Annotated in this window: 9 protein-coding genes; 5 read left to right on the plus strand and 4 right to left on the minus strand. The window is 72.2% G+C overall.

Translation table 11 applies throughout. The annotated features are described in order from the left end of the window. Nucleotides 1-11 precede the first annotated feature (11 nt). The gene (locus HEQ75_RS15945) at nt 12-1,544 is read right to left on the minus strand and encodes a UdgX family uracil-DNA binding protein (RefSeq protein ID WP_235961748.1); all 1,533 of its coding nucleotides are present in this window, start codon (nt 1,542-1,544) and stop codon (nt 12-14) included. After that, a complete protein-coding gene (locus tag HEQ75_RS15950) occupies nt 1,544-2,794 on the minus strand; it encodes a putative DNA modification/repair radical SAM protein (RefSeq protein WP_168032356.1) in 1,251 nt (416 codons plus the stop codon). Before HEQ75_RS15950 ends, HEQ75_RS15945 begins: the two co-directional genes overlap by 1 nt. A gap of 178 nt (nt 2,795-2,972) precedes the next feature. Here HEQ75_RS15950 and HEQ75_RS15955 point away from each other — a divergent pair, with 178 nt between their 5' ends. Then, nucleotides 2,973-3,167, plus strand: a complete 195-nt coding sequence (locus HEQ75_RS15955) for a hypothetical protein (RefSeq protein WP_168032357.1) — start codon at nt 2,973-2,975, stop codon at nt 3,165-3,167. A 26-nt stretch (nt 3,168-3,193) separates the two neighbouring features. Here the strand turns inward: HEQ75_RS15955 and HEQ75_RS15960 are convergent, their stop codons facing one another. Together HEQ75_RS15960 and HEQ75_RS15965 are read right to left on the minus strand one after the other, a co-directional pair. After that, entirely contained in the window at nt 3,194-3,982 is a 789-nt protein-coding gene (locus tag HEQ75_RS15960; protein ID WP_168032358.1) for a hypothetical protein, read from the minus strand. Between the two features lie 223 nt (nt 3,983-4,205). After that, on the minus strand, nt 4,206-4,478 hold the full coding sequence (locus HEQ75_RS15965) for a hypothetical protein (RefSeq protein WP_168032359.1): 273 nt from the start codon (nt 4,476-4,478) through the stop codon (nt 4,206-4,208). Nucleotides 4,479-4,650: 172 nt separating this feature from the next. Here HEQ75_RS15965 and HEQ75_RS15970 point away from each other — a divergent pair, with 172 nt between their 5' ends. From HEQ75_RS15970 to HEQ75_RS15985, 4 genes are all read left to right on the plus strand, one after another. Then, nucleotides 4,651-5,307 (plus strand): LolA family protein, encoded by a 657-nt coding sequence (locus tag HEQ75_RS15970; RefSeq protein WP_209318594.1) that lies wholly within the window; start codon nt 4,651-4,653, stop codon nt 5,305-5,307. Nucleotides 5,308-5,822: 515 nt separating this feature from the next. Then, on the plus strand, nt 5,823-8,057 hold the full coding sequence (gene pnp / locus HEQ75_RS15975) for a polyribonucleotide nucleotidyltransferase (RefSeq protein ID WP_168032360.1): 2,235 nt from the start codon (nt 5,823-5,825) through the stop codon (nt 8,055-8,057). Nucleotides 8,058-8,187: 130 nt separating this feature from the next. Beyond that, complete coding sequence (locus tag HEQ75_RS15980) at nt 8,188-9,588, plus strand: NAD(P)H-dependent flavin oxidoreductase (RefSeq protein ID WP_168032361.1); 1,401 nt, start codon at nt 8,188-8,190, stop codon at nt 9,586-9,588. 276 nt (nt 9,589-9,864) lie between these two features. Beyond that, nucleotides 9,865-11,717 (plus strand): hypothetical protein (locus HEQ75_RS15985; RefSeq protein WP_209318595.1); only part of this gene is annotated, 1,853 nt, incomplete at its 3' end.

An 11,717-nucleotide genomic window follows, 5' to 3' on the forward strand; every position in this document is an offset into this window, starting at 1 on the left:
CCTCGGCGGCGCTACCCCGCCTGCCCCCGCGCCGCAAGCAGGTCGGCGACGAAGCCCTGGAAGGCCTCGGCCTGGGCGTCCGGGTCCGGCAGGCGCAGCATGTAGCTGGGGTGAATGGTGGCGAAGACCGGCGGTCCGGTCAGCCCCGGCACCACCTGCCCGCGCGTCTTCAGCACCGGCAACTTCCGCCCCGTCGCGGCCAGCAGGGCGGATGCGCCCATCGCCACCACCAGCCGCGGCGCCACCGCCGCGATCTCGCGCGCCAGGAAGGGGCGGTAGTAGGTGATGTCGCCGGCATCCGGGCTCTGGTGCAGGCGGCGCTTGCCGGTGGGCGTGAATTTGAAGTGCTTCACCGCGTTGGTGACATAGGCCTGTCCCCGGTCCAGCCCGGCCTGGATCAAGGCGCGGTCCAGCAGCCGCCCGGCGGGCCCGACGAAGGGGCGGCCGCTGATATCCTCCTCATCCCCCGGCTGCTCGCCGAGGATGAACAGGGCGGCGCCGACCGGTCCCTCCCCGAACACGGGCTGGGTGGCGCGGCTGGCGAAATCCGGCAGGTCGGGGCGGGCCAGCAGCTCCTCCCGCAGGGCGGCCAGGGCCCGTTCGGGGTCGGGATGGGCGTCGATCGGCATGGTCATGGCCGGGGCAACGCCCATCGCCCGGGAAAGATGCGTGGCGCCGGGGTGGGGGGACAGGTGCCGCCGGTCCTGCGGCCGCGGGTTCGGTGCCGCCTGCGCCACCATCGCCGCCACCCGCCGCGGGGCTTCCGCCATCAGGCGCGGAATCTCGGCGGCTTCCGGCAGGTTGCGCCAATACTTCCGGGGCATCTCGGCCCGCATGGCCGCGGGCTTGAGGCGGGCCGGGTTGAAGATGGCGGCATAGTAGGCGCGCCACAGCGGCTCCATCGCATCGTCCGGCGGCACATCCGCCCGCCGCCCGCCCGGCCCGAAGGCCAGCGCCTGCCCGTCCCAGGCGACGGAGCGGCGTGGCGTGACGATGGACCAGCGCAGCGCGGCGAAGCGGCGGAGGAAGAAATCCGCCTCCGCCTCCTCGATATGGTGGTCGGGCTCGAACCAGGCGACGTGGCGCGGCCCGTCCGCCGCCTGCACCTCCCGGAAGCGGAGGAAGGCGTGCATCTTGTGCGCATCCCGCCGCACCGCCTTGGCCAGCGCCGCCAGGCGGATCACCGCCGGGTCGGTCGCCGCCTGCATCAGGTGGCGCTCCCCCTGCACCAGGCGCCACAGCAGCGCATAGAGCAGCGCGAAGCGGGCGGGGTCGCTGTGGCGGATGGCGATCTCGGCCTGGTCGAGGAAGGCGCGCGGCACGCTGAAGGGCTTGGCCGGCGCCTCCGGCGGCGGGGCCTCGGCCAGCAGGCCGGGCAATTCGCCCTCCACAACCCATTCCGTGCGCTCCGGCGGGATGCCGGCCGCCACAAGCCGGCGCGCGGCCTGCCGCCAGGCCGGGAAATCGGCGGGGCCGGGCAGGGTGGCAACGACCCCCAGCGGCGGCGCCCAGCCCTGCGCCATCGGCAGCAGCGGCGCGGGCATCAGAACAGCGCCATCTGGCGGGGCTTCGCCAAGGCGGCGAAGGCGGTGGCGGGCAGCAGGCGGCGGCGCAGCCCCTCCGCCTCCAGCCCGCGCGGCACATGGTCGGTCAGCACCACGAAGGGCAGCACCCGGGGCAGGCTGACGCGCAGCCGGGCGAGATCCGCCACCCGCAGCGTGGCGTGGCGGCGGGCGGCGAGCAGGCGGTCCACCGTCTTCGCCCCCAGCCCGGGCACGCGCAGCAGCGCCTCCCGCGGCGCGCGGTTCACATCGACGGGGAAGCTGGCGCGGGATTGCAGGGCCCAGGCGGTCTTCGGGTCCAGTTCCAGGTCCAGCATGCCGCCCTGGCCGCCGGCCATCACCTCCTCCCGCGAGAAGCCGTAGAAGCGCAGCAGCCAGTCGGCCTGGTACAGCCGGTGTTCACGCACCAGCGGCGGCGGGCTGGGCGGCAGCAGGCGCGAGGCCTCCGGAATCGGCGAATAGGCCGAGTAGTAGACGCGGCGCATGCGGTAGCTGGCATAGAGATCGGTCGCGGTGCCCAGGATGGCGCCGTCATCCGCGCCATCGGCGCCGACGATCATCTGCGTGCTCTGCCCGGCCGGGGCGAAGCGGTCCGGCCGTGCCCGGCGGGCTTCCTTCCGCGCCGCCTCCGCGCCCTCAATCTGCTGGCGCAGCCCGGCCATGGCGTGGCGGATGCGGCGGTGGCTCTTCTCCGGCGCCAGGCTTTCCAGCCCGGCCGCGGTCGGCAGTTCCAGGTTGATGGACAGGCGGTCGGCATGCCGGCCGGCTTCCGCCAGCAGGCCCGGATCGGCGTCCGGGATGGTCTTGAGGTGGATGTAGCCGCGGAAGCCATGCTCCTCCCGCAGGCTGCGCGCCACGCGCACCACCTGTTCCATGGTGTAGTCCGGGGAGCGGATGATGCCGGAGGACAGGAACAGCCCCTCGATCACGTTGCGGCGGTAGAAGCCGAGCGTCAGCTGGACCACCTCCTCCACCGTGAAGCGGGCGCGCGGCGTGTTGGAGGAGGCGCGGTTGATGCAGTAGGCGCAGTCGAAGACGCAGGCATTGGTCAGCAGCACCTTCAGCAGCGAGATGCAGCGCCCGTCCGGCGCATAGGCGTGGCAGATGCCGCTGCCCTCCGTGCTGCCGAGGCCGCCGGACAGGCTGTTGCGCCGGGTGGTGCCGGAGGAGGCGCAGGAGGCGTCGTATTTCGCTGCATCGGCGAGGATCTCCAGTTTCTGCAGCAGCTCCATGGGCCAGGTCCGGAAGTGGGTGTGCGTTCATGATATGTTCTAATCACCCCACGACAAGGGTGATTCGACTCGCGCGCTTGTGATGGGGCGTGGCGACGCGGCGCTGGGTGCGGCTTTACCCGGAAATCTCAGCCGGTCCATTCTCGCGACAATGTCTCTCCCGCCCCAGCCAACCCCGATGCCACCGCAGACCGAGGCGCCTGGCGCCGGGTCGCTGGAGTCGATCCTGGCGGCGTTGCGGGCATTGGCCGTGCAGGCGCTGGATGCGGGGCATCCGCTGGCTGCGGTGCGGATCGCCGGCACCGCGGATCGGCTGGAGGCCGAGGCCTGGCCCCTGCCTTCCCGCCCGGGCTACGGCCCGCCAGCCGGCTGAGGCCTCGGCCGCCCGTCAGCCTCCCCTCAGCTTCCGAGCGGCAGGATGCGGCATTCCAGGCTGCCGCGGCCGGTCATCTCGCCGCGCAGCGTGCCGCCGGCGGCGGGAACCGGCAGCAGCCCGGTCTGGCTGCCCAGCGTCACCACCTCCCCGGCCTGGGGTGCATGGCCGCTGGCCAGGCAGCGGTCGCGCCAGGCGGCCACCAGCTCCGCCAGCGGCATGGCGCGATGCGGGCCTTCGTGGCGCGCCACCTCGATCCCGTCCACCGCCAGGCGCATCGCCAGGCTTTCCGCATCCGCCCAGCCCCAGGCGCCGGTGGCCGGGCCGTAGACGGTGCTGCCGTTGGAGACGCAATCGGCCAGCTTCTCCAGATCCGTGGCCGGATGGTCGGCGGCGAAGCGGGTCTCGACGAATTCGAACAGCAGGACGAGGTCGGCGAGTCCGGGCACATCGGCCGGCTGCAGCGCGGCCAGCGCCGCGGCGTCCAGCCCCTGGCGCAGGCGGAAGGCCACTTCCAGCTCCATGCCCGCGCCCAGCGGCAGGTGCAACGGCGCCGTGCCGAGCGGCGCGACGGTGGGCGCCGGCAGGGGGGCGGCGATCGGCTGGTCGAAGGTGCGGCCCACCTTCCAGCCGGCGATCCCCCAGCCCAGCGCCGCCAGGGTGGCGTCCTGAATCGCCGTCGCCTCGGCAATGTCGGCGGGCTGCAATCCGGCCGGCAGGCCGGCGAGGGGCGCCCGGCGGCCGCGGCGGATATCGGCCAGCAGCGCGGCGGCGCCGGCGATGCGCGCTTCGGGGGTGGCTTCGGTCTCGAACATGCTGGCTCTCCTGCCGCTCGGGCGGCGGGAGGGTAGGGCGAAGCCCGGGCGGGACATAGAGCCGTTTCACCGGGACCGAAGACGGTGAAGCGGCCCCAGCCTCTTGTTCCAACGCATTTCCCGAGTCGCCATGCGAAGCGGCAAGGCTGGCGAAGGCGCGCGCACCCGCCTGGCCGGTTCAGGCGAAGGACCGGGCGGCGGCCGCGGTCGGCGGCCGTCGGCCTCAGACGGGCGCGCCATTCCACACCGGGAAGCTGCCGCTGGCCACCGGCAGGCCCGGGCGGCGCCAGGCGGCGCGCCAGGCCACCTGGTCGAACACCATGCCCATATGCACGAACTGGCCGCCGCCGGAGACCTCGATCTCCGCCACCGCCATGCGCAGGCCGGGGGCGATCTGGGTCATGGCATGCGCCACCAGCTCATGTCGCGGCACGCCATGGATGGCGCCGGACTCGATCGGCAGGTCGGCGGTGGGGGAGACGAAATCGAAGGGCATCTTCAGGCTCCGCGACGGGAAAGGGGGCCGGGACCCGATTCTTGGGATGCAACGGCTGTCTTGGCCGGTGGCGCTGGTCTCATCCTGCCGCGCCGAGGATTGAAGCATGGTTAAGCCGTGGCGCGATGCCGGGGGGCTTTCCGCGACGCGGCCGATGGACCATCTCCAGTCGATGTCCGATGCCCTGACGCCCCCGATCGCCCGTCGCCGGTTCCTTGCTGCTGCCGGCCTGGCCCTGGCCAGCGCCGCCGCGGCGCGCCCCCTGGCGGCGCAGGCCCGGATCGACCGGGAGGGCCTGGCGCGGGTGGAGGCCTATCTCAATGCCCTCACCACCCTGCGGGCGCGCTTCCTGCAGGTGGCGCAGAACGGTGCTTCCGCCCAGGGCACGGCGCTGATCAGCCGCCCCGGCCGCATGCGCTTCGATTACGACCCGCCGGAGCCGCTGCTGCTGGTGGCCTCCGGCGGCCAGGTGCTGATGTATGACCGGGAGTTGCGCCAGCCGACTGCCGTGCCGGCCTCCTCCACCCCGCTCGGCCTGCTGCTGCGGCCGGAGATCCGGCTGGCCGGGGATATCACGGTGACGGGCACGGAGCGTTCGGCCGGCTTCTTCCGGGTCGGGCTGCACCGCACCGGGGCGCGGGCGGAGGGGCTGCTGACGCTGACCTTCAGCGAGCAGCCGCTGGAATTGCGGCAATGGACCGTGCTGGACAGCCAGGGGCGGGAGACGCGGGTGACGCTGTACGAGGTGCAGACCGGGATCGCCCTGCCGGACCGGCTGTTCGACTTCAACGATCCCCGGTTCCTGGAGGCCGAGCAGCAGCGCCGCTGACGGGCCGCCTGACACCGCCTTTTCCCGGATCCGCTGGATCGGAACCTGCGCCCGCCGAAGGCGGGCGAGCGGCCGGATGGCCGCCGGGCCCGGTGGCGCGCAGCCAGGCCGGTGATCGCGGCGGTGACCGGTCACCATGGACGGGGCCTGGCATTAACCCCTTTCCGCTGGCCTTTCGGGGCCTGGCGTGCCATAGGCCGCGCGGGTCGGTCCCGGATGCGGGAAAGACCTTCGCTGCGATGGCAGCGGAAGCCTTGCGGACCAGCCGTGCCCGGATGGGACGATGACGGCGCCTCCGGCCACATGGGCGGCCTCCTTGCAGCGCCGTCCCCATCGCGTCGTGCCCCCCAGGGGGAAGGCCGCGGTGGGACCCATGCCGCCCGAGTCGCCGCGTCCTCTCGGGCGCGGAACCCTCCCGGCCTCCGCCTTCGTCGCGTTCCGGCCGCCTGCGCGCCCTGCGCCTGGGTGGCCTTTCGCTGTGGCGTCGCATCCGGCGGCGCCAAGAAGGACGTTTCATGTTCGACAAGTATTTCCGCAAGGACATTTCCTGGGGTGGCCAGCTGCTGACGCTGGAGACGGGCAAGATCGCCCGCCAGGCGGATGGCGCGGTGATGGCCCGCCTCGGCGACACCATCGTGCTCTGCACCGTGGTCGGCGCCCGCTCCGTGAAGCCGGGCCAGGACTTCTTCCCGCTGACGGTGAACTACCAGGAGAAGGCCTTCGCCGCCGGCAAGATCCCGGGCGGCTTCTTCAAGCGTGAGGGCCGGCCCTCCGAGAACGAGACCCTGGTCTCCCGCCTCATCGACCGCCCGCTGCGCCCGCTGTTCCCGGAGGGCTTCCGCAACGAGGTCCAGGTGGTCGCGACCGTGCTGTCGCATGACCTGGAGAACAACCCGGATGTGGTGGCCCTGGTCGGCTGCTCCGCCGCGCTGACGCTCTCCGGCATTCCGTTCTTCGGCCCGGTCGCCGGCGCGCGCGTCGCCTATATCGATGGCGGCTATGTGCTGAACCCGACCGCCGCCCAGCTGCTGCAATCCCAGCTCGACCTGATGGTCGCCGGCACCGCCGAGGGCGTGCTGATGGTGGAATCGGAAGCGCAGGAACTGTCCGAGGATGTGATGCTCGGCGCCGTGGAATTCGGCCACAAATCCTTCCAGGCGGTGATCCAGGGGATCATCGAGCTGGCCGAGGTGGCCGCCAAGGAGCCCTGGGCGCTGCCCGAGGAAGCCGACAGCGTGAAGGCGCTGAAGACCCGCATCGCCGAGCTCGGCCGCGCGCCGATGGTCGAAGCCTACAAGACCATCGAGAAGCTGGCCCGGCAGGCGCAGGTCGGCGCGGTGAAGAAGCAGGTTCTGGCCGCGCTGGAGGCCGAAGGCCTCGATGCCGGCGCCGCCAAGGGCCTGCTGAAGGAGCTGGAGGCGGATGTGGTCCGCAACGCCATCCTCGACACCGGCATGCGCATCGATGGCCGCGACACCAAGACCGTGCGCCCGATCGTGGCCGAGGTCGGCGTGCTGCCGCGCGCCCATGGCTCCGCCCTGTTCACCCGCGGCGAGACGCAGGCGCTGTGCGTGGCAACGCTGGGCACCGGGCAGGATGAGCAGATCATCGACGCCCTCGCGGGCGAGTACCGCGAGAACTTCATGCTGCACTACAACTTCCCTCCCTATTCGGTGAACGAGACGGGCCGCATGGGCAGCCCGGGCCGTCGTGAGATCGGCCACGGCAAGCTCGCTTGGCGCGCGCTGCATCCGCTGCTGCCGGAGAAGGAGAAGTTCCCCTACACGATGCGCGTCGTGTCGGAGATCACGGAGTCCAACGGCTCCTCCTCCATGGCCACCGTCTGCGGCACCTCGCTCGCGCTGATGGATGCCGGTGCGCCGCTGAAGCGCCCCTGCGCCGGCATCGCCATGGGCCTGATCAAGGAAGACCGCGGCTTCGCCGTGCTGTCCGACATCCTGGGTGACGAAGACCACCTGGGCGACATGGACTTCAAGGTGGCGGGGTCCGAGGCGGGCATCACCGCGCTGCAGATGGACATCAAGATCACGTCCATCACCTTCGACATCATGAAGATCGCCCTCGGCCAGGCGAAGGACGGCCGCCTGCACATCCTGGGCGAGATGGCCAAGGGCCTGTCCGGCGCCCGCGGCGACGTGGCCGCGACCGCGCCCCGCATCACGGTCATCAACATCAACAAGGACAAGATCCGCGATGTGATCGGCTCCGGCGGCAAGGTGATCCGCGAGATCACGGAGCAGACCGGCACCAAGATCGACATCGACGACGACGGCACCATCAAGGTGGCGGCGACGACGATCGAGGCTGCCCAGAAGGCCATCGACCGGATCATGGGCATCGTCGCCGAGCCGGAGATCGGCAAGATCTACAACGGCAAGGTGGTGAAGACGGCCGAATTCGGCGCCTTCGTGAACTTCCTCGGCGCCAAGGACGGGCTGGTCCACATCTCCGAACTGCAGAATGAGCGCGTCCAGAAGACCACGGACGTGGTCAAGGACGGCGATGCGGTGAAGGTGAAGGTCATCGGCTTCGACGACCGCGGCAAGGTGAAGCTGTCCATGCGCGTGGTCGACCAGACGACCGGCGCCGACATCTCCGAGCAGGTCGGCGCCCGCCGCCCGCGCGAGGATGGCGAAGGTGGCGGGGAACGCGCCCCGCGTGGCGACCGCCCGCCGCGCCGCGACGGCGAGCGCAGCTTCCGCCCGCGCCGCGAGAACGCCGGGGACTGATCCCCGGGCCTTTTCCGCAAACCGCAGGGGGGGGCCTCCCCCTGCGGCAGCGGGAACGCCATATTCCGGTCACATGCGATGGACCGGACGGCAAGCGCATGTCCAAGAATGTGACCGGAGCCTGAATATCTTGAAGGCCATCAACCCGATCCGCATGGGTGGCGTGGAGGTTCTTCCGCTGGTGGAAGGCGGCAAAGGCGTTGCCGTGTCCAACGGCGCGACCTGCGGCGGCTGGGCATCCGGCGGCGGCGTCGGCACCTTTTCCGCGGTGAACGCCGACAGCTACGACGCCGAGGGCAACCTCATCCGCCAGACCTATTCCGGCCGCACGCGGCGCGAACGGCATGAGGAACTCGTCGCCTACGGCATCGCCGGCGGCATCGCCCAGGCGAAGGAAGCGCATGAACGCGCCGGCGGCCAGGGCCGCATCCACGCCAACATCCTGTGGGAGATGGGCGGGGCGGAACGCGTGGCGCGGGGCATGCTGGAAGGCGCCAGGGGCCTGATCCACGGCATCACCTGCGGCGCCGGCATGCCCTATCGCCTGGCGGACATCGCCCGCGACTACGGGGTGCACTACTACCCGATCATCTCCTCCTCCCGCGCCTTCGCCGCGCTGTGGAAGCGCGCCTATTCGAAGACACGGGAATGGCTGGGCGGCGTGGTCTATGAGGACCCCTGGCTGGCCGGCGGCCATAACGGCCTGTCCAATTCCGAGGACCCGAAGCGGCCGGAGGATCCCTTCCCCCGCGTGCTGAAGCTGCGCCAGCAGATGCGCGAATTCGGCCTGGGCGACGTGCCGATCATCATGGCTGGCGGCGTCTGGTGGCTGGAGGAGTGGGAGGACTGGATCGACAACCCCGATCTCGGCCCGATCGCCTTCCAGTTCGGCACTCGTCCGCTGCTGACCCGGGAAAGCCCGATCAGCGAGGCCTGGAAGCAGCGCCTGCTGACGCTGAAGCCGGGCGATGTCTCGCTGCAGCCCTTCTCCCCCACCGGCTTCTATTCCAGCGCCATCCGCAACGAATTCCTGCGCGAGCTGGAAGACCGCAACGAGCGTCAGGTGGCCTTCACCAGCGAACCGGTGGGCGACCATATCGCCGAGTTCGGCGTGGGCCCGCGCAAGCGTCTGGTCTACCTGACGCCGCATGACCGCGCCCGGGTGCATCACTGGGAGGCCGAGGGCTTCACCGAGGCGATGCGCACGCCGGACAACACGCTGATCTTCGTGACCCCGGAGAATGCGCGGGAAATCCTGAAGGACCAGATCGACTGCATGGGCTGCCTCAGCCATTGCCGCTTCTCGAACTGGGCGCAGACCGAACCGGACTTCTCCACCGGCAAGAAGGCCGATCCGCGCAGCTTCTGCATCCAGAAGACGCTGCAGGACGTGGCGCATGACGGGGCGCTGGAGCGCAACCTGATGTTCGCCGGCCACAACGCCTACCGCTTCGCCAGCGACCCCTTCTATTCGAACGGCTTCGTGCCGACGGCGAAGCAGCTGGTCGAGCGGATCATGACGGGGCGCTGAGGGACCGTCTGACAGCACCGGCGGGTCGGTTCGGTGGCGCTTTTCCGCCCTTGCGGCGCTGCCGGTCTTGCCGACGCCATCCGCATCGGCGGCGCCCTGCGCCTTGCAGGGCGGAAGAAGCGCCCGCCGACCCCCGGCCGCCGGCAGTGGCGAAGGGTCTCTGAGGCCGGGCCGGGCGCCGTGGTGCCCGGTCATCCCTTCGCGGCGCGCACCCTTCACGGGGCACCCCCGGCGCAGGTATCCTGCCCCGGCTTTCCGGAGGGCTGAGCCGACCCCATGCGCAACCTGCTGCACGCGACGGACCGCGACCGCCTGATCGCCCATCTCCGCGGCGCCCTGCTGCGGGAGGTGACGGTGGGCGGGCGCCGGCTGCGCGCCCTGGCGGAAGCCGAGGGCGCCGAGGGTGGCAGCTTCTGCGCCGCCCCCGCCAATGCCCGCGCGGCGGAGCTTCTGGTGCAGCCGGAGGTGCGGGACGGCGATCCGGCCTTCGCCGATGGCGTGCTGGACTTCGTCATGGCCATGGCGGAGGCGCCGCTGCCCTGCCGCCGCGCCGCGGCCGGCGGCATCGAGGTGCTGCGCGACGACCCGCGCAATTTCGAAATCCTGACGCCCTTCCACCGCTTCACCGGCGACCTGTCCGCCGGCATGGTTCGCCAGCAGCTGCGCGGCGCCGCTGCGCCGCCGGTGCTGCACACCGGCAATCTGGTGGAATTCCGCCTCGGCCGGCATCGCAACGCCGTCGATGTCGAGGACAATATCCGCGACTGCGCCATCCTGCGGCAGGGGGAGGGCGTGGTGCTGCGGCATGAAAGCCGCATCGCCGGCAAGGCCGGGCTGGTGCGTACCCGCCAGGCGGAAGCCGGTGTGCTGCGCTACGACTACGCGATCATGGCCGGCTCGCCGCTGCTGCGGCTGACGGTCACCTTCGTCGCCGCGAAGCAGAAGGTCCAGCGCCTGCGGCTGACCACCGCGGTGGACCAGCTGGGCAGCAACGGGCTGGAACTAGCGGAGGGTCGCGTCGCCGTGGGCGCCGGGCCGGCTGCCCCCTGGAAGGACCAGCCCGTGCCGCAGGCCGCCGGCGTCGCCGCCTGGGCGGAAGCGACCCCGGCGCGCCACCTGGCAATCGGCGCCGCCGGCTGGCCGGCCGGCGCGCCGACGCTGCACATCCGCCCCGGCGCGCCGGCGGGCGTGGTCGGCGTGAAGGCCATCGCCGCCCGGCCCGGCGCGCTGCATTGGCTGATCCTGCGGCATGGCGGGGCGAGCCTGGCGCCCGGCGCCACGCTGGTGGTGCAGGAGGACCGGCTGCTGGCGGCGGGCACGCAGGCCGAGGCGGCGGAGGTGGCGATGCGGGCCGCCGGCCAGCCCGGCGTGGCGGGCCTGGACCTGGACCCGCTGCCGACCGATGGCGCCGCGCTGAACGCGGTGGCGACGCAGATCCTGCTGGCGGCACGCGGCGCCTACCGGGTGCCGCTGCCGGTGGCGCGGGTGGTGGCGCTGGAAGCCTGGCTGGACCGGCACATGGCGGCGCTCACCCAGGGCCAGCCGAGCCTGCCGGACCTGGCCCATGCGGTGCTGGCGGCGGAGGCGCGTCTGCGCGCCGGCTCCGGCCCCGCGGCGGGCGCCGGCCAGGTCGAGAATCTGGTGCGGCGCCTGCTGGCGCTGCAGAAATCCAATGGCTGCTTCCAGGAGAACGGCCGCGGCGCCACCACCCTGGCTGGCCAGGCGCTGGCGCTGCTGGCCCTGGCCCGTGCCGTGCCGCACCTGGACCCGCTGGCGCTGGGCGGGCCGATCGCCCGTGCCCTGGCCGTGATCCACCCCGGCACGGTGGAGATGGAGGAGGCCGGGCGAATGGTGCGGGTGGACGGCATGGCGCTGGACGGCGCCGTTCCCGCGCCGCTGCGGCAGCACGCCGAAGCCGTGGGGCTGGTGGCCCGCGCCGCCGGCGCCGTGCTGCTGGCCGCGGAAGCGCGGCCGGAAGCGGTGCCGGCCGAGGCGCTGGCCGCCGCCCAGTCACTGCACCGCCAGGCCATCGCCCTGGTCCGGCCGCTGGTGCGCGCCCGCGGCGCGGCGCTGGAAGTGGCGCCCTCGCCGCTCGGCGGCACGGCCAGCCCCACGGGGCAGGCGGCGGT

The organism is Falsiroseomonas selenitidurans, assembly GCF_012103215.1.
GTDB classification, from domain to species: Bacteria; Pseudomonadota; Alphaproteobacteria; order Acetobacterales; family Acetobacteraceae; genus Falsiroseomonas; species Falsiroseomonas selenitidurans.

Excerpts from the sequence above, each read along its gene's own strand:
- HEQ75_RS15970 (WP_209318594.1), top strand. The coding sequence starts at position 4,651 with ATGTCCGATGCCCTGACGCCCCCGATCGCCCGTCGCCGGTTCCTTGCT.
- HEQ75_RS15965 (WP_168032359.1), bottom strand. The coding sequence starts at position 4,478 with ATGCCCTTCGATTTCGTCTCCCCCACCGCCGACCTGCCGATCGAGTCC.
- HEQ75_RS15950 (WP_168032356.1), bottom strand. The coding sequence starts at position 2,794 with ATGGAGCTGCTGCAGAAACTGGAGATCCTCGCCGATGCAGCGAAATAC.
- pnp (WP_168032360.1), top strand. The coding sequence starts at position 5,823 with ATGTTCGACAAGTATTTCCGCAAGGACATTTCCTGGGGTGGCCAGCTG.
- HEQ75_RS15960 (WP_168032358.1), bottom strand. The coding sequence starts at position 3,982 with ATGTTCGAGACCGAAGCCACCCCCGAAGCGCGCATCGCCGGCGCCGCC.
- HEQ75_RS15945 (WP_235961748.1), bottom strand. The coding sequence starts at position 1,544 with ATGCCCGCGCCGCTGCTGCCGATGGCGCAGGGCTGGGCGCCGCCGCTG.
- HEQ75_RS15955 (WP_168032357.1), top strand. The coding sequence starts at position 2,973 with ATGCCACCGCAGACCGAGGCGCCTGGCGCCGGGTCGCTGGAGTCGATC.